General features: G+C 55.8%; 23 protein-coding genes. 10 read left to right on the top strand and 13 right to left on the bottom strand.

The genetic code is table 11. The annotated features are described in order from the left end of the window. The first annotated feature begins 62 nt into the window (after positions 1-62). Entirely contained in the window at positions 63-377 is a 315-nt protein-coding gene (locus ABGA49_RS01105) for a hypothetical protein (RefSeq protein WP_061495779.1), read from the top strand. A gap of 460 nt (positions 378-837) precedes the next feature. On the opposite strand, the gene ABGA49_RS01100 is transcribed toward ABGA49_RS01105, so the two are convergent. Genes ABGA49_RS01100 through ABGA49_RS01090 form a run of 3 tightly spaced genes read right to left on the bottom strand, consistent with a single transcriptional unit; the run spans position 838 to position 2,908 of the window. Next, positions 838-1,953 (bottom strand): endonuclease/exonuclease/phosphatase family protein, encoded by a 1,116-nt coding sequence (locus ABGA49_RS01100; RefSeq protein WP_347664995.1) that lies wholly within the window; start codon positions 1,951-1,953, stop codon positions 838-840. Between the two features lie 23 nt (positions 1,954-1,976). Continuing rightward, positions 1,977-2,540 (bottom strand): hypothetical protein, encoded by a 564-nt coding sequence (locus tag ABGA49_RS01095; RefSeq protein ID WP_347664994.1) that lies wholly within the window; start codon positions 2,538-2,540, stop codon positions 1,977-1,979. Beyond that, positions 2,537-2,908, bottom strand: a complete 372-nt coding sequence (locus ABGA49_RS01090) for a septal ring lytic transglycosylase RlpA family protein (protein WP_061495816.1) — start codon at positions 2,906-2,908, stop codon at positions 2,537-2,539. Before ABGA49_RS01090 ends, ABGA49_RS01095 begins: the two co-directional genes overlap by 4 nt. A gap of 334 nt (positions 2,909-3,242) precedes the next feature. Between ABGA49_RS01090 and ABGA49_RS01085 the strand changes: the two genes are divergently transcribed. Continuing rightward, on the top strand, positions 3,243-3,833 hold the full coding sequence (locus ABGA49_RS01085; protein ID WP_347664993.1) for a hypothetical protein: 591 nt from the start codon (positions 3,243-3,245) through the stop codon (positions 3,831-3,833). Between the two features lie 3 nt (positions 3,834-3,836). On the opposite strand, the gene ABGA49_RS01080 is transcribed toward ABGA49_RS01085, so the two are convergent. Next, a complete protein-coding gene (locus ABGA49_RS01080; RefSeq protein ID WP_347664992.1) occupies positions 3,837-4,748 on the bottom strand; it encodes a LysR family transcriptional regulator in 912 nt (303 codons plus the stop codon). A 130-nt stretch (positions 4,749-4,878) separates the two neighbouring features. Here ABGA49_RS01080 and ABGA49_RS01075 point away from each other — a divergent pair, with 130 nt between their 5' ends. Further along, a complete protein-coding gene (locus tag ABGA49_RS01075; RefSeq protein ID WP_088237540.1) occupies positions 4,879-6,288 on the top strand; it encodes an MFS transporter in 1,410 nt (469 codons plus the stop codon). A gap of 23 nt (positions 6,289-6,311) precedes the next feature. Here ABGA49_RS01075 and ABGA49_RS01070 read toward each other — a convergent pair whose 3' ends face one another. Next, positions 6,312-6,854 (bottom strand): NUDIX hydrolase, encoded by a 543-nt coding sequence (locus ABGA49_RS01070; RefSeq protein ID WP_170933839.1) that lies wholly within the window; start codon positions 6,852-6,854, stop codon positions 6,312-6,314. 394 nt (positions 6,855-7,248) lie between these two features. Between ABGA49_RS01070 and ABGA49_RS01065 the strand changes: the two genes are divergently transcribed. Then, the gene (locus tag ABGA49_RS01065) at positions 7,249-7,878 is read left to right on the top strand and encodes a response regulator (RefSeq protein WP_088237541.1); all 630 of its coding nucleotides are present in this window, start codon (positions 7,249-7,251) and stop codon (positions 7,876-7,878) included. Here ABGA49_RS01065 and ABGA49_RS01060 read toward each other — a convergent pair. The 5 genes from ABGA49_RS01060 to ABGA49_RS01040 all read right to left on the bottom strand — a co-directional run bounded on the left by ABGA49_RS01060 (position 7,875) and on the right by ABGA49_RS01040 (position 15,022). After that, positions 7,875-13,427 carry an AAA family ATPase gene (locus ABGA49_RS01060; RefSeq protein WP_347664991.1) on the bottom strand — a complete coding sequence of 1,851 codons (5,553 nt, stop codon included), beginning with the start codon at positions 13,425-13,427 and terminating at the stop codon, positions 7,875-7,877. The genes ABGA49_RS01065 and ABGA49_RS01060 overlap by 4 nt on opposite strands. After that, the gene (locus tag ABGA49_RS01055) at positions 13,424-13,810 is read right to left on the bottom strand and encodes a response regulator (protein WP_061495828.1); all 387 of its coding nucleotides are present in this window, start codon (positions 13,808-13,810) and stop codon (positions 13,424-13,426) included. Before ABGA49_RS01055 ends, ABGA49_RS01060 begins: the two co-directional genes overlap by 4 nt. Before the next feature lie 26 nt (positions 13,811-13,836). Further along, on the bottom strand, positions 13,837-14,094 hold the full coding sequence (locus ABGA49_RS01050; protein WP_061495830.1) for a DUF1427 family protein: 258 nt from the start codon (positions 14,092-14,094) through the stop codon (positions 13,837-13,839). 4 nt (positions 14,095-14,098) lie between these two features. Beyond that, entirely contained in the window at positions 14,099-14,269 is a 171-nt protein-coding gene (locus ABGA49_RS01045; RefSeq protein ID WP_071890019.1) for a DUF1427 family protein, read from the bottom strand. A gap of 66 nt (positions 14,270-14,335) precedes the next feature. Then, the gene (locus ABGA49_RS01040; protein ID WP_347664990.1) at positions 14,336-15,022 is read right to left on the bottom strand and encodes a hydrolase; all 687 of its coding nucleotides are present in this window, start codon (positions 15,020-15,022) and stop codon (positions 14,336-14,338) included. Between the two features lie 235 nt (positions 15,023-15,257). Here ABGA49_RS01040 and ABGA49_RS01035 point away from each other — a divergent pair, with 235 nt between their 5' ends. The 5 genes from ABGA49_RS01035 (at position 15,258) to ABGA49_RS01015 (ending at position 20,571) form a co-directional block, all read left to right on the top strand. Then, positions 15,258-17,132: an amidohydrolase gene (locus ABGA49_RS01035; protein WP_061495834.1), complete on the top strand. Its 1,875-nt coding sequence runs from the start codon at positions 15,258-15,260 to the stop codon at positions 17,130-17,132. A 4-nt stretch (positions 17,133-17,136) separates the two neighbouring features. Continuing rightward, positions 17,137-17,553 carry a DoxX family protein gene (locus tag ABGA49_RS01030; RefSeq protein WP_347664989.1) on the top strand — a complete coding sequence of 139 codons (417 nt, stop codon included), beginning with the start codon at positions 17,137-17,139 and terminating at the stop codon, positions 17,551-17,553. Further along, positions 17,550-19,184, top strand: a complete 1,635-nt coding sequence (locus ABGA49_RS01025) for an MFS transporter (protein ID WP_347664988.1) — start codon at positions 17,550-17,552, stop codon at positions 19,182-19,184. Before ABGA49_RS01030 ends, ABGA49_RS01025 begins: the two co-directional genes overlap by 4 nt. A gap of 41 nt (positions 19,185-19,225) precedes the next feature. After that, positions 19,226-20,047, top strand: coding sequence for an alpha/beta hydrolase (locus ABGA49_RS01020; protein WP_088237544.1), 822 nt, complete (start codon positions 19,226-19,228; stop codon positions 20,045-20,047). A gap of 101 nt (positions 20,048-20,148) precedes the next feature. Further along, on the top strand, positions 20,149-20,571 hold the full coding sequence (locus tag ABGA49_RS01015; protein ID WP_061495840.1) for a GNAT family N-acetyltransferase: 423 nt from the start codon (positions 20,149-20,151) through the stop codon (positions 20,569-20,571). Here the strand turns inward: ABGA49_RS01015 and ABGA49_RS01010 are convergent. The 3 genes from ABGA49_RS01010 to ABGA49_RS01000 all read right to left on the bottom strand — a co-directional run bounded on the left by ABGA49_RS01010 (position 20,568) and on the right by ABGA49_RS01000 (position 24,260). Continuing rightward, positions 20,568-22,124 carry a sensor domain-containing diguanylate cyclase gene (locus tag ABGA49_RS01010; protein WP_347664987.1) on the bottom strand — a complete coding sequence of 519 codons (1,557 nt, stop codon included), beginning with the start codon at positions 22,122-22,124 and terminating at the stop codon, positions 20,568-20,570. The genes ABGA49_RS01015 and ABGA49_RS01010 overlap by 4 nt on opposite strands. 165 nt (positions 22,125-22,289) lie before the next feature. Next, positions 22,290-23,507, bottom strand: a complete 1,218-nt coding sequence (locus tag ABGA49_RS01005) for a diguanylate phosphodiesterase (protein ID WP_061495844.1) — start codon at positions 23,505-23,507, stop codon at positions 22,290-22,292. A gap of 105 nt (positions 23,508-23,612) precedes the next feature. After that, entirely contained in the window at positions 23,613-24,260 is a 648-nt protein-coding gene (locus ABGA49_RS01000) for a GntR family transcriptional regulator (RefSeq protein WP_347664986.1), read from the bottom strand. Positions 24,261-24,509: 249 nt separating this feature from the next. On the opposite strand from ABGA49_RS01000, the gene ABGA49_RS00995 reads away from it, so the two are divergent. Further along, positions 24,510-25,874: an MmgE/PrpD family protein gene (locus ABGA49_RS00995; protein WP_061495847.1), complete on the top strand. Its 1,365-nt coding sequence runs from the start codon at positions 24,510-24,512 to the stop codon at positions 25,872-25,874. Positions 25,875-25,876: the final 2 nt, after the last annotated feature.

The raw sequence follows: 25,876 nt of genomic DNA, 5'->3' as shown, positions 1-25,876 counted from the left end.
GAAGTGATAACAGTAATATTCTGTCTTCGGGCATCTTCATTTTTAAATCGTAAAGGTGAATTATGTGCAAACCCGATGAGGATATAAGCACTGCTGATTTTGCAAAGGCGGCAAAACAAAATGGCTGTGTTAAAGCGGATAACGATAAGGGGACTTTTATCGGAAATCCTCCTGATGCGACAAAATATCCCCATATTCATATATTTTCAAATGGGAAAACAAACCTGAGTGTTGGCCCTGGTGTTAATCAGACGATTGGAATTAATTGGGATATCAATATCAATCTCCTGAATGATGCTTATCAACGGTTTGATCAGGGGCAAATTACCGGGCCGCTTAAAGATACGATTGAATGGGTATTGCGTTCTGCATCCTAACGCGGGCATTGATATGTTGATTGCGATCCAGGCGGAAGGGACGCCGCCGGTCACAGTAAGACCAGAATCCATTGTCCATAGAGATTGCCTTGCAGAACGTGTACCGAACACGGAAAGGCAAGAACGGCAGGAGAGGCAAACCCGATAACGTGCTGATTGAGCGAGAATCAATGCCCAATAACGGTGCCGTTCATTACTTCATGCTATTTAACATAATATACATTATGCGTACTCACATGCATTCAGATGGAATCCGGCTGTTTACGGTCATGATTGTGCTGGTCGTGATATTGCCTTAGAGCCAGGCCCGGTGTTTCTCTCAATGCCCAACCGTTGCAATAAGACCTGTCGGGCATGCGCAATACGCGGCTGACGCAATGCACCGGGCAACCATACCAGGTTGTAACGGAAACGCCCGCGAACACAGAAGCCAGGGATTAGCCTGGCTTCTGTTAATCTGTCAGATATCCAGCTCAACCCAAACAGCGGCATGATCGGAGCCGGCGTTGACCGGTTTTTTCAGTTCAGCATAGGTTTCCCACTTTGCTGGACGCACACCAGGCCACATTCCTTTGCGGTATACGCCGCCCTGTTTCACTTTTTCCCACAAGGCGGGCGACAACAAAATATAGTCGATCTTGTTGCTGGCGGTACAACTTCCCCAGGTGCCGGGGTAACCGCCCTTATCAAATTTTTCATGGGTAAAGATGTCACGCAAATCCGTTTCTTTAAGCAACGGTGCCAGCGTCTGGCTGTCTGGCGTGTCGTTAAAATCCCCCATAATGGCGATAAACGTTTCACCTTCTTTTACCCGCTGCTGATAAATCGCCTTCACCCGTTCTGCCTGTGCTTTACGGCGGGCATCAGAACTCCCTTTACTGCCATAACCTTTACTTTTCAGATGATTAACTAATACAAGCAGCGTTTCGCCGTTGCTTAAGGGAATGGCAAATTCCGGGCAGTCGCGGGAGAAAATGGGGGCGCCTGCGCGGTCTTTATCATCAACATGGCTGCGAATGGTATCGATCGGAAAGGCGTTGGCGGTCATCAAACCGACGTCAATGCCACGCTCATCGTTACCGTCGATAACCATCACATGTTCGAAAGGCGTGCCTTTGCGCGCTGGCAGAATTTCGCTGTTGAATGCCTGTAACGCGGGTCGGCTTTCTGCCTCCACAACGGCCAAAATATCGGCGCGCAGATCGATCATGACCTGCGCGGTAAGGAGCATGGCGGTTTCATCTACGGGGGCGGATCGCAGTTCCAGCGAACCAACCCAGTCTGCACGGCCTTCAGCGGTAATGCTGATTTCACCGCCATCCTGGGGGCGGGTTAACAGTTTTCCACGGTTACGACGCAGAATAACGAACGGGCCGGTATCGGACTTCCTCAATCCCAGATCGTTCATCAAGACCACCATTTTTTTCTTTATTTCGGCGGTATACGTTAACTCTCCAAGCAGTGCATTTAACGCGGCAAACTTCTCCAGAATCGGTTTGCCCTCGGCCCAATCACTCTGATTCATGGCTTTCGCACGATCAAACAAGTTCTCAACGTTATAAGAAGCCAGCCGCATTATGCACCCTCCCCTTTATTGCATTAGTCGTCGCAGGATTTCACCGCCAGTTTGTTATCCTGCCAGCCGTAACAGGTTGCTTTCAGCACTGTCGGTTTCGCCTCATACACAACCAGTAACCGTTGCCCGGCTGTATTAACCTTCCAACTGATGCTGGCGGCGGTTTTTCCTGTCAGGCGCTGCGGGCGGTTATTTTCATTCAGCCCGTAAATATCGATTTGTTCAGCCGCAGCACCGAATTGCACCGTGACAGCAAGCAGCGGCTGATTGTGCCAGCGCCACTCCTGGAGCACTAACAGTGACGGAGCCCAGGCGTCCGGCCATGCCGTTGACCATACAGGCTGAATGTTGCCGTTATTCTGTTTTTCAAACAGCGCCAAATGTGAAGTGCGGGCATCCGGCGTGCCCTCTTCCCAGGCAACCCAACGCGCCGTGCCCTCTGCATCGTTGTCTGCCTGGCTGAGATTACGCACAGGTGACGCCATCAACTGATTTACCGCATCCGGGATGTTTTCCGCCGCCGGGCAAGAAAATATCAGCTGGCTGGCGAGTGCACCTGCAAGACGTAACGTATTCTTTTTATTCATTTTGATACAGGTCCCAGTGCTGAATTTGGCGGCACAATAACAATCGATTGCAGGTTGATGATACCCGCTGTTTTATCCGTGATTGCGCTAAGCGGTATTCCGGTCAGACTGGCGTAGGCAGCGCGGCTCAGGTCGAGAACGCGCGCCATTGAGCCATCACCAGCGCCCCGATCGTTTACCTTGACGATAACGGAACGTCCTTGATACGTCAGCTTGAGTTTGGTCCCAAGCGGAACCTCACGCCACCTTTCACGCGGCAATAACGCAGCGGTAAAGCCTGCGTGTGTGTAAATATCTCCGCTCGCCGTCATTTTATTAATAAAGAAATCTGAATAGGTTGATGCCAGCCCGGATACGGGTAGTCCCATTTTTCACTCCATTTATTCTTGAAAAAAGTAACGAACACACTCATTTAGCCGTTGCGCTGATAATACGCGTATCTGTTAATTCAGTGATAAAAGTATCTGTTGGGGAAATATAAAAACAGGCTCTATTCAGATTATTCTTAACGTTGTTTCTGCTGCAATGAAGGCCACCGTTGTATTTCTCCGATCCCTAAAAACGGTGGGGAAGTTACTATTGAAAAGCGTAAAAAGCGTGTCCCGAACACGGTAAAATGGCGCAGGTTTATTTGCACTGATTTATTCACTATCACAGGACGTAACCCCTACCGCAATGATGAAACATATCAAAAGAAGCCTCGTGCTCAGCATGATAGTCGACAAGAAAAAGCAGGCTCACAATGAGGATAAACTCGATTCTTTGCGGGATCGTCTGCTGGACAGAGCCGGCGGGCCGGTAGGTTTGCAGACGATGGCGCTGCCACTGTCCGGCTGCACCCTCCTGACGCTGTTCAGTTATATGATGTGGCAGGTTCCGTTATGGATGGCGCTATTTCGCTGGTTTGGCTGGCCGGAATTTAAACTATTTGCCGGGATCTTGCCTGCGGCAATAGTATATATCCTGCTCCTCTATGCTGCGGCGCTGTTTACCGCCAAGGGTTATCTGCGCGCGTTTCGATTTTTTCTCATCTTTATTTCACTGACCGCATTGGGCACGCTGATAAATTTCATCGCGGCCATTTTTCCCGGGCTGACAGGAATAGCGATCCATACTACCCATCTCGTTACCGCGGTGCTGGCAGTGATATTCAGTGGTTGCGCTTTTATATGCCTCAACAGCATGATGTTTTACCGCACTACGGCGTACTGCCTGCATAACCATTTATGGCGCGGGCAGCTCAAACGTGCGCAACAAAAAGAGCGGCAGAGCGTTACGCGAAAACAGGGATAACGCTTATTCCGGCATTAATCGCTGGCATACCTCGCGCACAAACTGGCGCAACCAGCGCTGCGCCGGATCCACTTCCGAACGCGGATGCCACAACTGTGATACCGTGATCCGGTGGGTTTTTACCGGCAGCTCGAACACATGAAAGATATCTTCTGTCGCCGGGCTAATCAGGAATGAAGCCGGGATCAACGCCACCAGATCGCTTGAGCGCGCGACGGCCAGCGCAGCAGGAAAGCCCGGTACGACGGCAGCAATGTTGCGCGTTAATCCGTGTTCTGCCAGTCCGTCATCCACCGGGCCACTCAGCAAACCACGCCGTGACGCGACAACATGACCCCAGTCCACATACGCTTGGGGGGTGACGGACTTAAGCTGTGCCAGCGGGTGCGATTTACGCACAACTCCCACAAACCGATCCCGAAATAACGCCTGGACGCGGATTTCCGGCCCCATCTCTCCCAGTACGCCAATTTCCAGATCGACCAGCCCTTCGCGCAGCGGTCTGTCACTCTTTTCCGCTTTTGGCAGAAAGCGCAGTAGCACACCCGGTGCGATGGCGGCCGCTTCCGCAATCAGCGCCGGGCCGAAGGCTTCCACAAAGCCGTCGTTGGCGCGCAGCGTAAATATCTGTTCCAGATGCGCCACATTCATGCCGGGTAACGCCGGACGCAATACCGATCGCGCTTCAAACACCGCATTTTGTGTCCGCTCACGGATCCCTTCCGCGTAAGGCGTGAGCACCATGTTGCGCCCTGCCCGCACCAGTAACGGGTCGCCGGTCGTCTCACGCAAACGGCTTAAGGTACGGCTCATGGCCGAAGCGCTCAGCCCCAGGCGATGCGCGGCGGATGCAACGCTTCGCTCAGCGAGCAGAACATCCAGTGCAAACAGCAAATTGAGGTCGGGTTCGCTCATAACGGTTTGTTTCTCATGGGTCATTATCATATGTGGCGTTTGCTGCATGGTATTAATGCAACTGCTGCGTCTTCCGCCTTATCTTGCGCGCATTTAAGGTTATCGCAAGCACAAATTCAGAGAGGTCAAGATGGAGTTATTTACCGATAAACCTGGCGATGAAGGCTTACCGGGGCGTCAACGCGCGCTGGCGATGATCGCAGTGATGACGAGCACCACCATGGCGGTCTTTGATGGCGCGATGGTCAATATTGCCCTGCCACAGATAGCCCGGCTGCTTAATGTGACGGCGGGCAATGCGGTGTGGGTGGTTAACGCATATTTGCTCTCCACCGCCATGACGCTGGCAATCTTTGCGGCCCTGGCGGTGAGAACAGGCTTTCGCGCGCTGTTTGCTGCCGGTCTGGGGCTGTTTACGCTGGCCTCGCTGGGGTGTGCAATGTCCACGTCGCTGGAGATGCTGGTGACTCTGCGCGTTTTGCAGGGAATGGGCGGTGCGGCGACACTGAGCATTGCCCCTGCAATCTTGCGTTCTGTCTTCCCCACCCGGCTGCTGGGGCGCATTCTCGGCATGAACGCATTGTTGATTGCCACAGCGACAGCGCTTTCGCCGGTGGCAGGTGGTGCGTTACTGGCGACGGTGGGCTGGCAATGGCTATTCGCGATAAATATCCCGCTGGGGTTCATCGCCATCATGTTGACGCTGCGTGTGCTCCCCGGTAAACCGCGCCTCACGGCTGGACCTTTTGATGTGGCGGGCGCGGTAATGTCCGCTGTCATGCTGGGGGCGGTGATCATGGCGGCAGACGCCTTTTCGCGGCCGGATGCGCTACACGATGCTGTGGCGTATGCCGCTATCGCCGTGTTTGCCGGGCTGGCGTTTATCCGCCGTCAACAGCGCGCGTCACACCCACTTCTGCCACTGACCTTGTTTGCTGCACCACGCTTTTCCCTGGCGGCGCTGACCTCCCTGGCATCGTTTATCAGCCAGGGGATCACCTTTGTCGCACTGCCTTTTTTGTTCCAGAACGTGTATGGCTACAGTGCGTTTACCGCCGCATTGCTGTTCACGACCTGGCCGCTCGGGATCATCCTCATTGCACCGCATGCCGGGCGGCTGGCAGATCATTATGCGCCAGCGGTCATCTCGACGGTGGGTTTATGCGTATTCGCCATCGGGCTGATGCTGCTGGCCCTGCTGCCCAATCAGGCGCAGATGTGGGATATCAGCTGGCGTGGGCTGGTCTGTGGTATCGGTTTTGGCTGTTTTCAAAGCCCAAATAACCGTGAAATCATGGCCAATGCCCCACGGGAACAGAGTGGTTACGCTTCCGGTATCCTGGCGATCATGCGCACCTTCGGCCAGTGTCTTGGCGCAGCCCTTGTCGGCGTGATTTTTGCCGTCTGCTCACGACCAGGCGCGCCAGTTCAGGATGCTTACGCCATTCGCCTGGGGCTATGGCTCGCCACCGCAGCGACGCTGCTCGCTCTTTTTTTCAGCCTGAGTCGCATTCGTTTTGTCCAGGTTAAATCCGGGTAACTCACTGATATTTTGAGGGATGATCAGTCAATCATCCCTTTGAGTTTAGCCAGCAGAAAAGCCGCTACTGATGTGGCATCGCTAATAAGGCCATCGCGGATCAGCGCTTCAAACTCACGGATGGGCATTTTGCGGGCGGTCAGCCCAACCTCTTCCGGATCCAGCGACGGCTGGTCATAGCGCAGATCGTCTGCGAGGAAAATATGGTAGCCCTGGCTTGAGTATCCCTGAGCCAGTTTCTGGTAACCAACCCGGCGCATTGTCCCTGCCACCAGCCCGGTTTCTTCCCGTAACTCCCCGGCGGCAACCTCGCCGGGATCGGCATCAGGATTGCACTCCCAGGCACCTTGCGGCAGCTCGATCGTCTGCCGCTTCAGCGGATAGCGGAACTGCTCCACAACATAAAGTGAGTCGCCCTCTCTGGCGATAATCACCACAAAATCGGCTTTCTCAACCACCGAGTAGATCCCTTCGTTGCCATCAGCCCGCAGGATCCGGTCTTCACGCAGACGCATCCATTTATTGCGGTAAATTTCCGTGGTGGTCAGCGTTTTGATTCCGGTCATCATTATTCTCCTGGCGTCGCCATTTTTTACCTTTCACCCTGCTATCCCTGTTTTATCATCAACCGTTCTGCTTCCAACCTGCAACTCTTCTGATTTTTTCCACTAAAAACGGTCAACCTTGTCGGCCAGAAAAGGGTTAGCAAAATAACAAATAAGAAATGATTAATTAAATTTCATGCAACATTCACCCTTTTAAGGTAAATTTCATTCGAAAGCCAGACGTGACTGGTGGGTCACTCCCGCTCGGTGCCCGGTGTACCTGAACTAAGGCAAAAAGCGCACGGCTATTGAGAGAAAAGGAAGATATTTCATCAGGTTAGTTTTTGTGTTAACAGTATCCCCTCATCCTGGACAGGGGGCTTTATTCGCATTCCAACCTATACAGAGGTCGATAATGGAATCTATCGTTTATGTTGTCGATGATGATCATGCTGTCAGGCAATCGCTTGTCCGGTTGCTGGCGTCGGAGGGTTACCCCGCTGTCGATTTTCCTTCCGCCGAGTCCTTTTTTGCCGATCCTCTGGTTTCCGCCCCCTCTGTGCCTTCATGCCTGATCCTCGATCTGAATATGCCGGTTGTCGACGGTTTTGACGTGGCGGGCGTACTGAAAGATCGCGGGCGCGATCTGCCCATAATCTTTCTCACCGGGTATGGCACAATTCCGCTGACGGTACGGGCGATGAAAGCCGGCGCGCGGGAATTTTTGACCAAGCCGGTGGAGCCGGAACGGCTATTGTCTGCGGTAGCCGAGGCGCTGAACGTGGCGGAGAAAGAATTTGCACAACAACAGGAGCTCTTTGCTCTCCGGCAGCGCCACCTCTCGCTGACACCGCGTGAGCAGGAAGTGTTTGAGCTGGCCATTAGCGGCCTGCTGAATAAGCAGATCGCCGCTGAGCTTGGTGTGAGTGAAATCACCGTCAAAGTGCATCGCCGCCGGGTAATGGAGAAAATGCAGGCCCGCTCTCTCGCCGATTTGGTTCACGCTGCGGGCACATTGCAGATTGCCAAATCCCGTAGCCGCTAATCCCCCGCCACGGGCAATTCGAAGGTAAACAGGCTGCCGAAAGGTTGCCTTGCCTGAGCGTAAAGTTTGCCCTGATGACGTTCAATGATCGCATGGCTGATGGTTAACCCCATCCCCATTCCCTGCGGTTTGGTCGTATAGAACGATTCAAACAGCCGCGCCTGCACATCCGCATCCATTCCGCTCCCGGTGTCGGCAATCTGGCAACGGATGGTCCTCGGCTGTGGGTTTTGCGTATCCAGCGTCAAGATCCGGGGGCGTGAATCCACATCGCTCATCGCTTCAACAGCGTTCATCACCAGGTTCAGCAACACCTGCTGGATCTGCACGCTGTCGCCATAAACGACGCTGCCACCCGCCTGTAGAATGTATTCAACGGTAATACGCCTGCGCTCCAGTTCGCTGCGCGACAGGGTCATAATATGGCGGATCAACACGTGTAAATCGACGCGTTCCAGGACAGGGGCCTGCCGCCGCGTCAGGGATTGCAGACTGCGGATCACCTCGCCTGCGCGTTGACCTTCACTGATGATCTCCGTCAGCCCGGCGCGCACATTCTCTACCGGAATCGGGTCGCGATTCAGCCAGCGCAGGCTGGCGCCCGCATTGGCGACAATTGACATCAGCGGCTGGTTGATTTCATGGGCAATGGAGGACGTCAGTTGCCCGACCGTGGTAGCGCGTGAAACCCGCGCCAGTTCCGCCTGTGCAACGCGCACGGCGTCCTCGTTTTGCCGCTGCGCGGTAATGTCGGTGATGGTGCCGAAATACTCATACACCGCGTCACCCGCACCCACCGGATCGCCGATACCCAGAATGTACCGACACTCACCGTCCGCGCGGATAATACGGAACTCCGCCTGCATCGTCAGGCCATCCGCCACACTGCGGGTGACCAGTTCGCTGATATGCGGATGATCGTCCGGGTGCACAAAAGTGAGAAACTCCGCCATCGAAATCAGTTTTTGTTTCTCCGGCAGACCGAGGATGCGAGCATACTCTTCAGACATATGCATCAGATCCTGTTCCAGCTCCCAGCGCCACGTCCCGGTATGACTGATTTGCTCGCCGAGCATCAGCGACGTCTGGCTGGCACGCAACTCTTTCTCTACCCGACGGCGCTGAACGTTCTCTTCCAGCAGTTCGGCATACAAACGCGCAGTTTCCAGCGAAACGGCGGCATGCGCGCCCAGCAGATTGACCACGCGGGAGTGTTCCGCGGTAAACACCTCCGGCATCAGGCGATTTTCCAGATATAACACCCCCACCAGCCGCGCCTGCTTGAACATCGGCACGCACATCACTGCCGCGCCGGAAGTCAGCAGATAAGGATCCTGACTGAACGGGCTGTACTCTTCCGGCCTGCCGGTACGGATCTCCTGCCCGGTGCGGATCACTGCGGCCAGCACCGACAACGGCATATCGGTCGCCATCGGCACCTCTTTCATCACCCGGACGCGCACGCCGTCGTTGCTGGTGTGTGCGCTGGCTTCGATTTCCGGGATATTGTCGTTGAGTACGCGGATCAGCAATCCCCGCTGCGCGCCCGCGCGTTCCAGCAGCATGGTCAGCAGAATGTGCATTAACCGCTCCAGGTTAATCTCTTCCGACAGCGCACGGGAGGCATTAATAATGCTTTGCAGATCGCGAATCTCTTCATTCTGCGCAAAGGCAATGGTGTCATAAGGCGTGCTTTCTGCTGGTGCCACCAGATGCGGATGTTCCTGCTCAAGCTGGCGGACTTTCGCCCGCGCCCCGACCCGGGCCCAGGCGGTTATCGCGCCACGGAAGTGCGCGTCTGCCGCGGTGTGGTAACCGCTGGCCAGCGCGAAACGCCCGGCCAGCTCATGAGCGAGCGCATTGCTGGGGTCAAACCCCGCTTCGCGCGAGAGCTTGATGGCTTTTTCGTACTGTGCCAGTGCGATGCTGTTCATGCCATCGAGACGCACAATCTCGGCATATAACAGCGCTTCTTTATCGCTGAACGTGCCGGGATTCACCCGTGCCCAGAGGGCTATTTTGTTGTAGTGCGTGTTCAGGCGCAGACGGTGTTCGGCTGAAAAGGTATCCGGCGTCAGTTGCATTGACAGCGACAATGCGCTGTACAGATGGAGATCCAGGAGATTGATATGCCCTGGTGCGGACCAGGCATGTTTCGCCGCTTCGAGCAGCGCCTGCTCGGCCTGGGCATACTCGCCGGCAGCGAAGTGTGCCATCCCGCGATAGAGCCAGAACCAGAACTGCATGGTTGCGGGCGGTGACGGCGGCAGTAACGAGGGGGGAAGCATCGCTTTACCGCTAAACACACCTTCTGGTTGTCGCATAAATTCAACGAAGTGACGTTGTAACTCAAGAACCGTATCCATATCCTGATAACGGGTTTCCCGCACGAACGACAGCCCACGCTCAATGGTGCTCAAGACGCTGTCGAGGTGATCACCGCGACTCAGGCTATTGCTCACCTGGCGGAAGGTGGCAAAACAGGCAATGGTGAGATCGCCATTCGCCACGGCTGCGCGGAAACAGGCTTTTGCATACTCCACGCTGCGTGATAAGGGCTGTGTCCAGACGCTGATCCGACCCAGCGGCAGCAATGTTTTGGCGGCGTAGTCGTGTAAAGCGTGTCGCGTCACCAGATCGTGCGCCAGGGTGCCGTATTTCAGTCCCAGTGAATACTCACCATAACGCTCGCCAATCAGGACACCAAACCACGCCAGTGCGGAAGTGGAAGCCCCCGTCAGACCGCGCTCCAGCGTCAATTGCAGCATCTGGCAGAGCAGCAAAAAATGCAGTCGCGGGCAGATAAAACTGGCGTACAGGCTGGCACTCGCCAGCAGGTTCATTAACGCATCGGTTTCGCGGTGGTTCATGCGCGGCAACGCCATAAACAGACTGGCAGGCTGTTCCCCGACCCGCGCATGCATACTCTGCCAGGCATCGTCGCACTCTTCTGCATCAGGCCAGCGGTTCAGGTGAATACCGAATACCGACAGCCAGCACAGCGTGGTCTCCAGCGCCAGTGGATAACTGGACTGGCGGATATGCACTTCCGCCAGCAGATTTGCCGCCAGCGCTTTTTCCGCCAGTTCACCAGGCGCCGCCAGTAGCTTCTCACACAGACTGCGGGCGGTGGCGAGATGCCCCAGCAGAAACTCGCACTCCGCCTGTTGCAGATCGAGGGCAAACCGCGCCGTGCTGTCGGTGCTGAGAAGACGCGCGGTGTGTAAATACCCCAGTGCTGAGCTGTAATCGCCGGTGCGTTTTGCCCGGCGTGCGGCGAGTTCACTCAGCTCACTGAACATCCGCCGTTGCGGCGGTGGCTGAATACTGTCAATGGCCGCTGTTATATGGTGAATGGCGCGGAATAACACATCATTCCCGGACGCCAACAGTGATCTCTCTGCCAACAGTGTGGCAGCAGTCAGATGCAACTGACTGCGTGCTGTCGGATCCAGCAACGCGACGGCAGCCTCCTGAATGCGTTCATGGGGGAACGCATACTCTTCCGCGCCGAGGGTAATCAACTGAACCGACACGGCCGGGTGCAGTCGGTAGCGTACTTCGGTGGGTGAAATCCCGATGATCTGGCCAATCAGCGATAATTCCCCGGTCGCGCCCAGACAGGCCATGCTGCCCAGCAACAGGCGGGTTTCTTCCGGTATATACGCCAGTTGTTGTAGCACCAGCCCTATCACGTTTTCACTGTAATGCCGGGCACGGATAGCCTCGAGATCGTACTGCCATTTCCCCTGATAAGGGCTATGGCTGACCAACCCGTCTTCGACAATGCGCTTAAAAAACTCATGGACAAACAGCGGATTACCCCCTGTTTTTTCATGAATCAATTTCGCAAGTTCCGTCGTGGCCGCCGGACGTGTCTGAAAGATGGTCGCCAGCCAGCGCGAGACCGCTTTGCCGGAGAGCGGCTGCGGCACGCTTTCCACCGTTTGTCGGGCGGCATGGCGCAGTCGGGTTAACGCAGACTCAAAACTTTTGTCCTGTAACGATGGCAAATCCCGGTGTGAGACCACCAGCAACAGCGGTAACCCGCTGCTGTTTTGCAACAGGTATTCCAGTAACTGCAAACTGGTCTCATCAAGCCAGTGCAGATTGTCGATCAGCAGCACCAGCGGACGGCCTGGCGTGGCAAACACATTCACCAGACTCAGTACCATATGGTTGAAACGTGCGCGGGAATCCAGTGAGAAGGTGTCCACATACGATCCCGGCGGGCTGCCTATCAGTAAACCGAGTTCCGGTGCCAGGCTGGCCGCGAGGGCTTCGTAACCGTGGAGCGCCCGGGAGAGCCGCGATCGCCATTGTGCCACCTCTTCCGCCGGTAACCCCAGCAAATGCAGCGCCAGTGAGCGAAACGCCGCTGTCAGTACGCCCAGCGGCACAACTTGTGATGACTGTTCAGCTTTACCGAGCGCAATCAACGTGGGACGACACTGAAATGCCTTTAGCGCCGACGCCATCAGTGAGGATTTTCCCATGCCCGATGGGCCGCTAATGATCGCCAGCATTTGTGCGCCGCGCTGATTCACCTCTTCCAGTGCGGCGACCAGCTCCCCCGCCTGCGGATGTTCACGGTACAGCGTGTCGGCGAAATGCAACGCCGGGGAGCGATCCTGTAAACCGGGCGTAAACAACGCGATGTCGTGATCAGCCGTGAGCGTTGCCTGGCAACGGCGCAGGTCGGCAATCAGCCCGTCGACACTTTGGTAGCGTTTTTCCGGCGATTTGGCGAGTAACTTCAATACAATCAGCGACAACATCTCTGGAACGCCATCGCGTACGGTATGCGGCGGCGAGGGCTCAGAGGCGATATGGTGCAATGTCCACTCCGCCTGCCCGCCTTCACTGAGATCAAAGGGCAGCGCGCCGGTTAGCAGCGCATAAAAGACAATGCCGAGACTGTAGAGATCGCTGCGGCTGTCCACCGCGCGGTGCGTGCGGGTGGTGTGCTCCGGCGACATATAAGCCAGCGTTCCGCCGGAAAGCGGCAACCAGCTCTGGGCCAGTTCACCCGCAGTACTCGTGGTCAGACCGAAGCCGCCTAACCGGCAGCCGTCGTCGTCAAGAAAAAAGTTACCGGGTTTAATATCGCCGTGGATCAGGTGGCGTTGGTGCATCTGGCGCAGCGGTCCGCAAAGCTGTAGCGCCAGCGCCAGCCAGTCGGCAACAGAGGCTACTGGCTGGGTTGCCAGGCGACTTAACGGCTTAAACGGGAAAGCGGGATACACCAGTGCATAACGGCCATGGTATTGCGCACTGGCGATGGGTTTGACCGCCCAGCGGCTGTCGAGGTACGGGCGTAGGGCAAATTCATTTTTCAGTAGCTGGCTGGCGCGGGGTTCCGTCTCGTCGCTCACGGCAGTGGCAAGAATAAATGTCTCATCTGCCCGGGGCTGGCGCACGTTCATCCAGACAATGCATCCCTCCTGCGCCAGCGGCGTGTAGATGGCGTCATCCTGAAGCGTAAACGGCTGACTCTCTTCTGATTCGTCCTCCGTGGGTTGCTGGTGCAGCCGATCATTCCCGCTCATGGTTTATCCTCGCCCGGCGTCAGCACGCGCTGAATATGTTCCAGCAGGATATCGATATCGATGGGTTTGCGCAAAAAAGCAACGGCACCCGCGCGTCCCGCATATCGCGGCCAGGTCTCATCATCATGACCGGAGATAAAAATCACCGGTGGCGGTGTCGGGCTTTGCTGCAATGCCTCGAACAGCGCCGCCCCGCTCATACCTTTGAGTTTTATGTCGACAATCACCAGCGCAGTGTCGTTGCGCGCCGGGATGTCGTTAAGAAATGCCTCGGCGGAAGCGAATGTCAGCGTGGCGTAGCCATCGGATTGCAGCAAATTGCTCAAACCGCTGCGCACGGAGGGTTCATCATCAACAATGGCAACACGCTGTGTAAGCGTCATTCGTTATCCTCGGGCATCGGGCATCGCTAATGCGGCGGCGAGTCTGAACGTTCAGGCTGCGGCGCGCCGCTGATTTTGGGCACGCACTCATGGCGAAACCACGCCAGGGTTAACGGTTCGCGGGCGATCAGCCTGCGAATGGCCGGAACCAGTTGTTCCCCCACCAGCATGCCAAACAAGCCGAACAGCGCGACCACCGGCGGTGCGGGCGAGTGAACCTTTAGTAAAGCATAAATCCCCCCTGCCAGAACACCGACAAGGAGTGAGACAATCCAGGATTTCATAGGCTTACCCTGCGCTTGAGTGTGTTATCAGGGTGGTCATCAGCTGTTCGCCCAGCAACATGCCAAGCAAACCGACCAGTGCAATGGCGGGCGGCGCGGGAGAGCGTACTTTCAGCAGCGCGTAGATCACGCCGATCAGCACGCCGGTGGCGAACGATATCAGGCCGATATTCATGGCTTTCTCCTGCCGGGGATAAATGAAGGAAGTGTGCTGACCGGTCGGTACCGGTCAGCGAGGCGCTTAACGCGCCGGAACCGGTGCCAGCGTGCGGTGACCGGCTTTGGCTCTGGATGGCGCTTTGTGCACCATGGTGTAGGCGTAATCAACGCCCATGCCATACGCGCCAGAGTGCTCTTTTACAATCGCCATGACCGCGTCGTAGGTTTCGCGGTGCGCCCAGTCGCGCTGCCACTCCAGCATCACCTGCTGCCAGGTCACCGGGATCACGCCCGCCTGAATCATGCGCTGCATGGCGTAGTCATGTGCCTCTTTTGAGGTGCCGCCAGAAGCGTCGGCCACCATATAGATTTCGTAGTCGCCTTCCAGCATGGCGCACAGCGAGAAGGTGTTGTTGCACACTTCTGTCCACAGACCGGAAACCACCACTTTGCGTTTGCCGTTAGCAGCCAGCGCTTCGCGCACCTTCTGGTCGTCCCAGGAGTTCATTGAGGTGCGTTCCAGAATATCCTGCTCCGGGAACACATCCAGCAGTTCAGGATAGGTGTTGCCGGAGAAGCTTTCGGTTTCCACGGTGGTAATGATTGTCGGGATATTGAAGACCTTCGCGGCTTTCGCCAGCGCGACGGTATTGTTTTTCAGCACCTGGCGGTCAATGGACTGCACGCCGAACGCCATCTGCGGCTGGTGATCGATAAAGATTAACTGACAGTTAGCCGGGGTCAGGACTTCAAGCTTCGAGGTTGTCATATCAGTACCCATAGAGGTTAAAGTGAAGAACGCTATGTTCAGACAGCAAACGACGGGTCATCGCTATCGTTGGCTGCATGGTAGGTACCCCGCCCCGGCAAAACCATTATCTGATCGTATAACTATCCTTTGGTATACCTATACTTTGGTACAACTATCCTGCGCTTTATTCCCGTCGCCATAATCCCTCCCAATGCTTACCGGCCGCTATGCGCCGACTCAGACTGGAGGAATGATGGATTCGCTCACACACGCAGAACTGATATTGCTTAATGGCCAGTTTCACACGGTCGATCGCGAAAACCCGTTTGCCGACGCGGTTGCCATCCGTGACGGAAAGTTTGTCAACGTCGGCACTGCCGCAGAGGTGATGGCCTGGCAGGGCGAGCGCACCAAGGTTATCGATTTGCAGGGTCAGACCGCGATCCCGGGTCTTAATGACTCCCACTTGCACCTGATTCGCGGCGGGCTGAACTACAACCTGGAACTGCGCTGGGAAGGCGTGCCTTCACTGGCGGATGCGCTGCGTATGCTGAAAGAACAGGCGCTGCGTACCCCCTCGCCGCAGTGGGTGCGCGTGGTGGGCGGCTGGACAGAGTTTCAGTTTGCCGAGCGACGCATGCCGACGCTGGATGAAATCAACGAGGCTGCACCGGACACCCCGGTTTTTATCCTTCATCTCTACGATCGCGCCCTGCTTAACCGCGCCGCGCTAAAGGTGGTCGGTTACACACGCGATACCCCTAACCCACCCGGCGGCGAGATCCAGCGTGACCGTAACGGCAACCCTACCGGCATGTTGATCGCCCGCCCGAACGCGATGATCCTCTACGCCACGCTGGCGAAAGGCCCGAAATTGCCGCTGGAGCAGCAGGTCAATTCCACGCGCCAGTTTATGCGCGAACTGAACCGCCTCGGCCTGACCAGCGCTATCGACGCAGGCGGCGGTTTCCAGAACTACCCGGAAGATTATGAGGTGATTGCCGAACTGCACGCCAAAAAACAGATGACGGTGCGCATTGCCTATAACCTGTTTACCCAGCGTCCGGGGCATGAGCTGGAAGACTTTGAAAAATGGACCGACATGCTGACGCCCGGTCAGGGCAGCGATTTCTTCCGCCATAATGGCGCAGGTGAAATGCTGGTGTTCTCCGCAGCAGATTTTGAGGACTTCCTTGAACCGCGCCCGGATCTGGCAGCAGGTATGGAAGAGGAACTGGAGCGCGTGGTACGCCACCTGGTCGAACACCGTTGGCCGTTCCGCCTGCACGCCACCTATAACGAGTCCATCAGCCGCATGCTGGATGTGTTCGAAAAAGTGAATCGCGAGATCCCCTTTGATGGTCTGCACTGGTTCTTCGACCATGCGGAAACCATTACCGAAGCCAATATTGAGCGTGTCAAAGCGCTGGGCGGCGGCATTGCTGTACAGCACCGGATGGCGTTTCAGGGCGAGTATTTCGCCGAGCGCTACGGTCAGCAAGCCACGAAACATACGCCACCGGTAGCGCGCATGCTGGAAGCGGGGTTGCCGGTTGGTCTGGGAACCGATGCCACTCGTGTCGCCAGCTATAACCCGTGGACGGCACTCTACTGGCTGGTCTCCGGGCGTACCGTCGGCGGTATGCAGATGTACGAAAGCAGTGCGCGACTCGATCGTGATACCGCCCTGTTGCTGTGGACGCAAGGCAGTGCCTGGTTCTCCAGCGAACAGGGGAAAAAAGGTCAGATCAAAGCCGGTCAACTGGCAGACCTGGTGGTGCTGAGTAAAGACTATTTCCGCGTGCCGGAAGAAGAGATCAAAGGCATTGAGTCGGTACTGACGGTGGTGGGCGGTGAGATTGTGTATGCCGCAGGTCGTTTTGCACCGTTAGCACCACCGGCGATCCCGGTACTGCCGGAGTGGTCTCCTGTGGTGAACGTGCCCGGGCATTATCGCAGCGCACCGCCACAGACGGCGCGTGTGGGTCAGGCTGCGGGGATGCACCACTGTTCCGGGCCGTGTGGGGTTCACGTTCATCAGCATGATATCGCCCGCGGCTCCGCCGTGCCGGTAGCGGATGAGAACGCGTTCTGGGGTGCCCTTGGCTGTAGCTGCTTTGCGTTCTGACATCATGAAAACATCAACATTTCCGGTCTCTGCGCCCCGTATTGATATGGGGCTGTTATTCCTGCGCCTGACGGGCAGTCTGCTGCTGCTGTATGTACACGGTCTGCCGAAAATCGTCCATTTTACCGACGAACTGGCGCACATCGAGGATCCGTTCGGTTTCGGCCCGTGGATGAGCCTGTTACCGGCCATTTTTGCCGAGGTTGTCTGCCCGCTGTTTATCATCGCCGGTCTCTGGGCGCGTCTGGCATGTGTGCCGATCATCGTCGTTTTACTGGTGGCGATGCTGGTGGTGCATGCGGACTGGTCGCTGGCGGAGGGGCAATTCGGCTGGCTGTTGCTGATTATCTTTACCACCCTGTTGCTGACCGGGCCGGGTCGCTGGCGCGTCACCCTGCCTGCCAGAGGAGCCCTTGCATGACGCAACAAAACGAACTGCATGCAGCAGTGACAGTGTCACCACCTTCTGCGGGAGAACCCTCTGGATCGGCCTGGCAACCGCTGCGTCAGCGCGTGTTTCGCATGCTATGGATTGCGACGGTGGTGTCCAATATCGGCTCATGGATGAGCGATATTGGCGTGAACTGGACGATGCTCTCGTTGAGTGCGGATCCGCTGGCGGTGGCACTGGTACAGGCGGCCAGCAGTCTGCCGATGTTCCTGTTTGTCCTGCCTGCCGGGGTGCTCGCGGATATTGTCGAGCGTCGCAAAATCCTGCTTTTTTCGCAGGTGTGGACGTTCTGTGCCGCCGCAGGGCTGGCGCTGCTGTCATTTACCGGCAATGTCACACCGGAAGTGTTGCTGGCTGCCACGTTTTTGCTCAGCACCGGCGCGGCGCTCAGTTCCCCTGCTTTTCAGGCCATCGTGCCGGATCTGGTGGAAAAACAGGAGCTCAGCCCGGCGATTGCCCTCAACTCGTTGGGGATCAATATCAGTCGCGCCATCGGCCCCGCGTTAGGCGGTTTGATCCTCTCGTTTGCCGGGCCATGGATGGTGTTTATGCTCAACGCCCTGTCCGTGCTGGGCGTCGGCTATGTGCTGCACCGCTGGAAACCACAAACGACACTGCAACGCCTGCCGCCTGAGCACTTCTTTACCGCTATCCGTGGCGGACTACGCTATGTGCATGCGGCGCCAGTGCTGCGCAACGTACTGGCGCGCACCGTGGCTTTTTTCCTCTTTGGTAGCGCCGGGTGGGCAATGCTGCCGCTGGTGGCACGCCGTGAACTGGGGCTCGGGCCAGGCGGTTACGGCATTATGCTCGCCTGCATTGGTCTGGGAGCGATTTGCGGTGCCGTGGTGCTGCCGACGCTGCGTAAGCGACTGAATGCCGATCAGATGATGGTATCGGCCAGTTTACTGTTTGCCCTGACCATGCTGGCGCTGGCGTTTGTCCGTCATTTCTGGCTGCTGAATCTGTTTGAGTTTTTCACCGGGTTTGCATGGATAGCTGTGCTGTCGACGCTTAACGTTGGCGCGCAGCGGAGCGCGGCGCGTTGGGTGAAAGCACGGGCGCTGGCGGTCTATCTGACGGTATTTTTCGGTTCGATGACGCTGGGCAGCGCCCTTTGGGGAAAACTGGCCTCGGCGTATGGCATTTCATGGTCGCTGTGTGCGGCGACAGTGGGAATGTTGCTGGGGGCTGCTACAGTTTTACGCTGGCGGCTGGAAAAAGATGCCGCACTGAATCTCGATCTTATCGGGCCGCCGGACGGCTTAGTTGAGATGACCGTGGCTCATGAACGCGGGCCGGTGCTGGTGAGTTGTGAATACCAGATTGAACCGCAGGAAGCACAACACTTTATGCTGGCCATCCAGGAGATGCGGCGTGTGCGGCGACGCACTGGCGCGATGGGGTGGGCAGTGTACGAGGATATCCGTCAGCCTGGGGTGTTCGTGGAAACCTGGTTGATGGGATCGTGGATTGAGCATTTGCGCCAGCATGAGCGTCATACGGTCAATGACCGTTTGATTCAGGAGCGCGTGCTGGCGTTCCACCGGGGCGGCGTCTCGCCGGTTATGCGGTATCTGATAGCGCCCGGTGAGCGGTAAGTTTATGGCAATCACCCACTACTTAACGATGAGGTAAGCAGATGAGCACATTTAAGACGCAGGATGGTACTCAGATTTATTACAAAGACTGGGGGACGGGTAAGCCGGTGCTGTTCAGCCATGGTTGGCCGCTGGATGGTGATATGTGGGACAGCCAGCTCAATTTCCTCGCCGAGCGTGGTTACCGTGTTATTGCGTTTGACCGCCGTGGTTTTGGGCGTTCCGATCAACCGTGGAACGGCTATAACTACGATACCTTCGCATCGGACATTAACGATCTGATCACGACGCTTGATCTCAATGAGGTAACCCTGGTGGGCTTCTCAATGGGCGGCGGCGATGTGACCCGTTATATCGGCCGTTACGGTAGCGCACGCGTTGCGGGCCTGGTGTTGCTGGGGGCGGTGACGCCGATTTTCGGTAAAACTGCCGATCATCCGCAGGGTGTGGACAAAAGCGTATTTGACGGTATCCAGGCGGGTTTGCGTAAAGATCGCGCACAGTTTATCAGTGATTTTGCCACCCCGTTTTACGGTCTGAACGCCGGGCAGAAGGTTTCTGAGGGCGTGCTGACGCAAACGCTGAATATTGCCCTGCTGGCATCGCTAAAAGGCACGCTGGACTGCGTCACTGCCTTTTCTGAAACCGACTTCCGTCCGGATGTGGCGAAAGTGGATGTGCCCACTCTGGTGATTCATGGCAGCAATGACCAGATCGTGCCGTTTGAAGCAACGGGCAAACTGTCGGCTGAGTTGATCGCCGGGGCGGAGCTGAAAGTGTATGACAACGGTCCGCACGGTTTTGCGGTAACCCACCAGGACCAGTTAAACGATGATTTGCTGGCGTTTCTGAAGAAACTGTAAGCCTGTTGATGTATGTCGCCTGCCGAAGGCCCGATAGTCGTAGCGTTATCGGGCTTTTTTTTATTACGATGTCGGGACTTAACGTTTTAAAGGAAAATCGCATGGGTTTGATTGTGAAGCACGACATCACTGCGCAGGATCAGGAAGAACTGTTCACGGGGCTAAGACGTTACAATAAGCAGTTTATTGATGTCAGTTTGTGGGGGCATCTGGCGGTCTATTCACGTGATGAGCACGATGTGATGCAAGGTGGTGTGATTGCCCGACAGGAAGGCGAATGGCTGAATATTCACTATGTGTGGGTGCATGAAGATCGGCGTGGTTCCGGACTGGGACGTGAGCTGATGCAGCGTACGGCGAAAGAGGCGCTGGCGATGGGGTGCCGCCATGCGCTGGTGGATACGTTCAGTTTTCAGGCCTTGCCGTTTTATCAAAAATTAGGGTATGTGCTGAAAATGACGCTGCCGGACTTCCCGCAACCGGGAATGCAGCGCCACTATCTGACCCGCGATCTGACGGTTTAGCTATCGCTGGTCGCCATCGCACGGTCACGCCCTTCTATCTTCGCCTGATAAAGTGCTTTATCTGCGCCCTCCTTCAGGCGAATGGCGTCATCAAAATCAGCATCGGCAATCACGCTGTAACACCCTGCGCTAATGGTTACTACTGCGTGCTGCCCGCCTGCCTGTGAGTGCGGGATTTTCGCCCCTCTTACCATACTGACGGCGCGTCGTGCAACAAACAGCGCTGCTTCTGGCCCGGTATCCGGCAGGATGATGGCAAACTCTTCACCGCCATAACGGGCAATCAGGTCGTTCTTGTTCAGTTGCAGTTTTTGCAGAATATCGCCCACCAGCCGTAAACAGTTATCTCCGGCAACGTGGCCGTAAAAATCGTTATAGCGTTTGAAGTAGTCGATATCGATCATGATGAGTGACACCGGTTTTTGCGTTTGCGCTGAGTTTTTGAGGCTCTGCGACAAGAACAGATCGAACTGGCGGCGGTTGGCAAGCCCGGTCAGACCATCGGCCAGCGCCATCAGTTGCAGCGTGTGGTTAATGCTGGTCAGCTCATCCCGCAGCGTCGTCAGTTGCGTCTGATTTCGTACGTTAAGCCGGACCTGGCGGAAAATGATCGCGCCCATAAGCAGCGTGCCGAGCAGCAGCATGGCGTTTAAAACGATATCCGGCAGGCTGCCGCGTAACCAGCTATTCCACAAGGCGGATTTATCGTAACCTGCGGCAACCACCAGCGGGTAGCGCTCCGAGCGGGCAAAACCATAAATACGCTCTATGTTATCCAGCGTGGACACCCAGGTGCCGTGGCCGCGATCTTTTTGCGACAATTCGCGGGTGAACAAGGGGCTGGAGGAGAGGTTTTGGTTGATGGTCTCATCACCATACGGGCGCACATATAAGGTCGTGCCGTCAGTGGTTAATAACGCCAGCAGGTCGCGATCCTGAAGCTCGAAATAGCCATAGAAATGGCGGAAATACTCCACTTTTACCGTGGCCAGCAATACGCCCTCAAAACCGCCTGCCGCATCGTTGATACGTAACGATACCGGGATCACCATGTCCCCGGTGGAGCGGCTGCGGATCACATGTCCAATGTGCAGACTGCCGTGATTGTTGCGGCGATGATAAATAAAGTATTCACGATCGCTGTAGTTAGTCATCAGCGGGCGTTTGTCGAGCGATGTGGCCAGCATTATCCCCTGCGCGTCAAAAACCATCACGCCATGCAACTGCGGAACCCGATCTTTCAGTTCGGCCAGATAGGTGTTAAAGGGAGGAATGGTGATCGACGCCAGCCCTTCCTGCGGAATATTGCGGCGCACTTCACGCAGGACCAGCTCCGCCTGCAAAAAAGTGTCTTCTGCCTGGCGTGACTGCGAGACAGAGAGATTAATGGCGCTACGCTCCGCGTCCTGCACGGTCTTGTCCCACGATCGCGTCAGCGTCCAGACACAGGTGACAATGCCAGCTAACAGCAGCCCTGCCATAAAAAAAGTGATACTGCGGCCAAGAGATGAGTTGAGCGCGAGTGCACGCGCAACATTTTTCCTGAATTTCATTATCCCTCCAAAGCCACATCCACTGTTATTCTGTTAAGCATAGAAGCACGATGATTTATAAGCCAAATAAGCGCGTCATTCGCACCGAACAGGCGTTAAGCGGGAGTTGGCCCCTGCTTTTACACAGGGGAAGTCAGAGCGGGCAACACGGGCATATAACGTTGTTTAGCGTGAGATTCTGTGCGGCCAGTTAATGGGCGAGATACCATTGAGCACCGGGCGGGCGAACAGGAAGCCCTGGAAACGTTCAATGCCGACTGCCTCCAGCCAGCACCACTCTTCCACTTTTTCGACCCCTTCTGCTACCACCGTGATTTGCAGTTCTGCACAGCAATCAATGATGGCTTTGACAATCGCCTGTTTCGGGCCATGCAGATGGATATCGGTCACGATCGTGCGGTCGATTTTCAGTTTGTCCGGCTGGAACTTCGCCAGTAGCGATAGCCCGGCGAAACCGGAACCGAAGTCATCAATGGCGAGGCCAATACCGGCGGCGCGAAGCTGGCGAATAGCCCAGGTAAACTCTTCATACCCCGAGATCACTTCGTCTTCCGTTACCTCAACGATAATCTGCCCGGGATTGAGATTGTTACGCGTAATATGACTGAGCAAAATATCCACTGCACCGGGGATTTTGACCAGCGACATGGGTAACAGGTTTATCGCCACCTTATGATTGCCGATCCCCATACGGCTGGCCATCGCCAGCGCCCAGGCTTTGGACGCCAGATCGGCTTCATGCAGTTTGTCCGACGGGATGCTGGAGAAATACTCCAGCGGACTGCCGCCGTTTGGGCCGCGGATCAACGCTTCGATAGAGGAAATATTCCCGCGCAGTGGCTCGATGATGGGCTGAAAGGCAAACTGGCAGGGTTGTTCGGTGAAGACCGGCGCGTTGGTGTGCGTGAACGGCGGCGTCTTACAGACAAAGCACCAGTGCTCCGGCGACGTACTGCGTACCCGATCATTGTTATTCTGCGAAGCGATAAAATTACGGATAAATTTGTATACCCGGTCGATACTGGCCAACTGGTAGCGCAACGTGCCAAACCGCAGAATAGCGCGCAGTGCTGCTGCCGGCTTCATTACGCGTAAATCAAACAGCGTCATGCCGCGATCGACAAAGCGACGACGAGGTGCAAAATCACGTAAGAGCTCCACCACATTACCGTGGCGATGATCCCGTTTGATTCGTTCAAAAACAGCGTTGACAGACGCCAGCGGTCCTTCAAGAACCTGCAAAAAATGATCGCCGTCGAACAGTAAGATGCCCGTTACCTGCAATTGTGAATTACGCAGGCTTGCTCGCTCGACAAGGTTAGTCAGTTGAGAGGGATCTAATGTTCGATTCAGTCGGCTACGGTAAATCAAAGTCGCTAACACGAAATGCTGCCCTCAAAATGCCCACACAAAATCTACATAGATGCTGCCATCACGCCAGTCTAGCAAGAATGTTAAAATCTCGTCGGCCAATTAAGGGCCATTCTTTTAGCGTTCTCGTTGGCTTAAAATAGTGAGCCGTGCGCGATAGCCATTGCGAATATGCTGACTGGCAGCATCCTGGGCCGCTGCGCGGTCGCGACGGGTCAGCGCATCGACAATGGCCTGGTGTTCACGTTTGGCTTCAAGAGTACGCTCCGGCAATTCGTAGGTGGTGTTGCGCAACAGCGACAGGTGAATACGCAAGTTATCCAGCATTTCATTCAGATAGGGGTTGTGCGTTGCGCGATAAATCTGACGGTGGAACATACGGTTATGATCGTGCAGTGCTTTACTGTCGGTCAGTGTGGCTTCGATATCCACCATCTCCTGCAACAGTGCAATCTCTTCGCTGGAGGCGGCTGTGACCGCCAGATCCATCGCCAGACGCTCCAGACCTTCGCGAACGTCAAACAGCTGGCGCAGCCGCTCATAACCGATGTGGGCAATGATCAACCCACGCTGCGGGCCAGGCTCGGCAAGCCCGAGTGTCTCCAGCCGGTGAAGGGCTTCACGGATAGGTGTACGGCTAATACCAAACTGTTCTGCCAGTCGTGTTTCCTGCAAACGTTCCCCTGGTTGCAGATCCCCCGCTTCAATGGCGGAAAGCAAGATTTCAAAAGGCGTTAAGCCTGTGTCGCGACCCGTCGATTTCACGTTTAAGCTCCGTTTGTCTGTGTGATGACCCTGATAAAGGCTGGCACCCTGCCGTCGGACATCTTGCCACAGGATAGGTGACGTCTATGCTTTTTTTATTCTTTGCTTATCTAAAAAACATCTTTTGACGTTTACGGAATGGCTGCTATGTTTATTTTACATTCATTGTATACAAATGAATTCAAATAAACACAAAGAGAGTTTCTGCTTTTATATTTATAGGTCAACACCAGGGATCTTTGTTTCACGATGACTAAAAAAAGAGACGCTGCATTAACCCGTGGAGAACAGCTCAGCCAGTTTATTCACCAGGCTCATCAACTCACTATTCCCCCCGCCGTTCGACATGAAGCAAAACGCGCCCTGATTGATTATCTCGGCGTAGCGATTGGCGCGGTTAATGACGATGCCGTAACCGCGGTTCGCCAGGTGGCAAAAAACTGGAACGCCGTTGGTGATGCGCGCATGTTCCTTTCGGGAACGACAACTCCTGCTCTTGCCGCGCTGGTGAATGCCACCATGGCACATGCGGCGGATTACGACGATACACACCCTGCCGGTGCCGGACACCCGGGCGGACCGTGCTGGTCTACCGCGCTGGCGATGGCGCAGGCGTATCCGGTCGAAGAAGAGAGAGTGCTGCTCGCGTTTATTACCGGCTTTGAAGTGATGGCAAAACTGGGCGGCGGTTGGGTACCCGGCGTCGGACGCAATCTACAACGCCGGGGATTCCACCCCACGTCGGTAGTTGGACGAGCCGGTGCAGCGGCGGTTGCTGCCGCTATTTTACAACTTTCTGAAGAGCAGATTCGCAATGCACTTGGGGCTGCAGCGACCATGATGGGGGGGCTGCAAAAATCCTCCGGGACGCACGGCAAGCCTTTCCATGCCGGTAAAGCAGCGATGGATGGCATTATGGCGGCGCAACTGGCGGCAGAAAACTTCGTTGGCGCGCACCATTTTTATGAAGCGGACGGTTGGGTCAAAATCTTTATTCAGGATGGCAGCGCGGAAATACCGCCGCTGGACTTTGGCGAGAGTTGGGAACTGCTGACCAACGGTTACAAGCTTTACGCCAGCTGCCGCGGCACACATGCGTCGATTGAAACTGCGCGAAAAATTTACCCGCAACTGCAAGGGCGGAAAATTACCCGTATTAGCGCCAAAGTGCACCCAATGGGGATGGTCAATGCCGGGATTATGGAACCGCGTACTCCGCTGGAGAGCAAATTCAGTATCCCTCATTGTATTACCCTTGCTTTAAGTGGTTACAATTTGACGGACACCGATTTCACGCAGGCAACCGTGGACGATCCGCAACCGCGCGCCCTGCTGCCTTTGCTGCAGGTAGAAGCCGTTGACGGTCAGTCCGCCAGTTCGGCTTTTATCGATGTCTGGCTGGATGACGGCGAGGTGCTTCACGCCCATACTGATGTCTATCGCGGCCACGCGCAAAACCCACTGAGCGATGAAGAGTTACGCGCCAAGTTTGACGCCCTCACTATTCCGGTTCTCGGTGCGGTGCGTAGCGCAGATCTCTACGATGCGGCCTGCCATTTCGAGCGCCCAGGCTCACTGGCCCGCATGACGGAACTGCTTGCGGGCGATCGCTGATT

Origin of the sequence: Kosakonia sp. WA-90, assembly GCF_039871955.1 — a bacterium.
Lineage (GTDB): Bacteria > Pseudomonadota > Gammaproteobacteria > Enterobacterales > Enterobacteriaceae > Kosakonia > Kosakonia oryzendophytica.
Note: the sequence above shows the minus strand (reverse complement) of the source record. Positions and strands in the feature narration are given on the sequence as shown.

Coding starts and splice junctions, on each gene's coding strand:
- ABGA49_RS01105 (WP_061495779.1), top strand. CDS start 63: ATGTGCAAACCCGATGAGGATATAAGCACTGCTGATTTTGCAAAGGCG.
- ABGA49_RS01100 (WP_347664995.1), bottom strand. CDS start 1,953: ATGCGGCTGGCTTCTTATAACGTTGAGAACTTGTTTGATCGTGCGAAA.
- ABGA49_RS01095 (WP_347664994.1), bottom strand. CDS start 2,540: ATGAATAAAAAGAATACGTTACGTCTTGCAGGTGCACTCGCCAGCCAG.
- ABGA49_RS01090 (WP_061495816.1), bottom strand. CDS start 2,908: ATGGGACTACCCGTATCCGGGCTGGCATCAACCTATTCAGATTTCTTT.
- ABGA49_RS01080 (WP_347664992.1), bottom strand. CDS start 4,748: ATGAGCGAACCCGACCTCAATTTGCTGTTTGCACTGGATGTTCTGCTC.
- ABGA49_RS01075 (WP_088237540.1), top strand. CDS start 4,879: ATGGAGTTATTTACCGATAAACCTGGCGATGAAGGCTTACCGGGGCGT.
- ABGA49_RS01070 (WP_170933839.1), bottom strand. CDS start 6,854: ATGACCGGAATCAAAACGCTGACCACCACGGAAATTTACCGCAATAAA.
- ABGA49_RS01065 (WP_088237541.1), top strand. CDS start 7,249: ATGGAATCTATCGTTTATGTTGTCGATGATGATCATGCTGTCAGGCAA.
- ABGA49_RS01060 (WP_347664991.1), bottom strand. CDS start 13,427: ATGAGCGGGAATGATCGGCTGCACCAGCAACCCACGGAGGACGAATCA.
- ABGA49_RS01055 (WP_061495828.1), bottom strand. CDS start 13,810: ATGACGCTTACACAGCGTGTTGCCATTGTTGATGATGAACCCTCCGTG.
- ABGA49_RS01050 (WP_061495830.1), bottom strand. CDS start 14,094: ATGAAATCCTGGATTGTCTCACTCCTTGTCGGTGTTCTGGCAGGGGGG.
- ABGA49_RS01045 (WP_071890019.1), bottom strand. CDS start 14,269: ATGAATATCGGCCTGATATCGTTCGCCACCGGCGTGCTGATCGGCGTG.
- ABGA49_RS01040 (WP_347664990.1), bottom strand. CDS start 15,022: ATGACAACCTCGAAGCTTGAAGTCCTGACCCCGGCTAACTGTCAGTTA.
- ABGA49_RS01035 (WP_061495834.1), top strand. CDS start 15,258: ATGGATTCGCTCACACACGCAGAACTGATATTGCTTAATGGCCAGTTT.
- ABGA49_RS01030 (WP_347664989.1), top strand. CDS start 17,137: ATGAAAACATCAACATTTCCGGTCTCTGCGCCCCGTATTGATATGGGG.
- ABGA49_RS01025 (WP_347664988.1), top strand. CDS start 17,550: ATGACGCAACAAAACGAACTGCATGCAGCAGTGACAGTGTCACCACCT.
- ABGA49_RS01020 (WP_088237544.1), top strand. CDS start 19,226: ATGAGCACATTTAAGACGCAGGATGGTACTCAGATTTATTACAAAGAC.
- ABGA49_RS01015 (WP_061495840.1), top strand. CDS start 20,149: ATGGGTTTGATTGTGAAGCACGACATCACTGCGCAGGATCAGGAAGAA.
- ABGA49_RS01010 (WP_347664987.1), bottom strand. CDS start 22,124: ATGAAATTCAGGAAAAATGTTGCGCGTGCACTCGCGCTCAACTCATCT.
- ABGA49_RS00995 (WP_061495847.1), top strand. CDS start 24,510: ATGACTAAAAAAAGAGACGCTGCATTAACCCGTGGAGAACAGCTCAGC.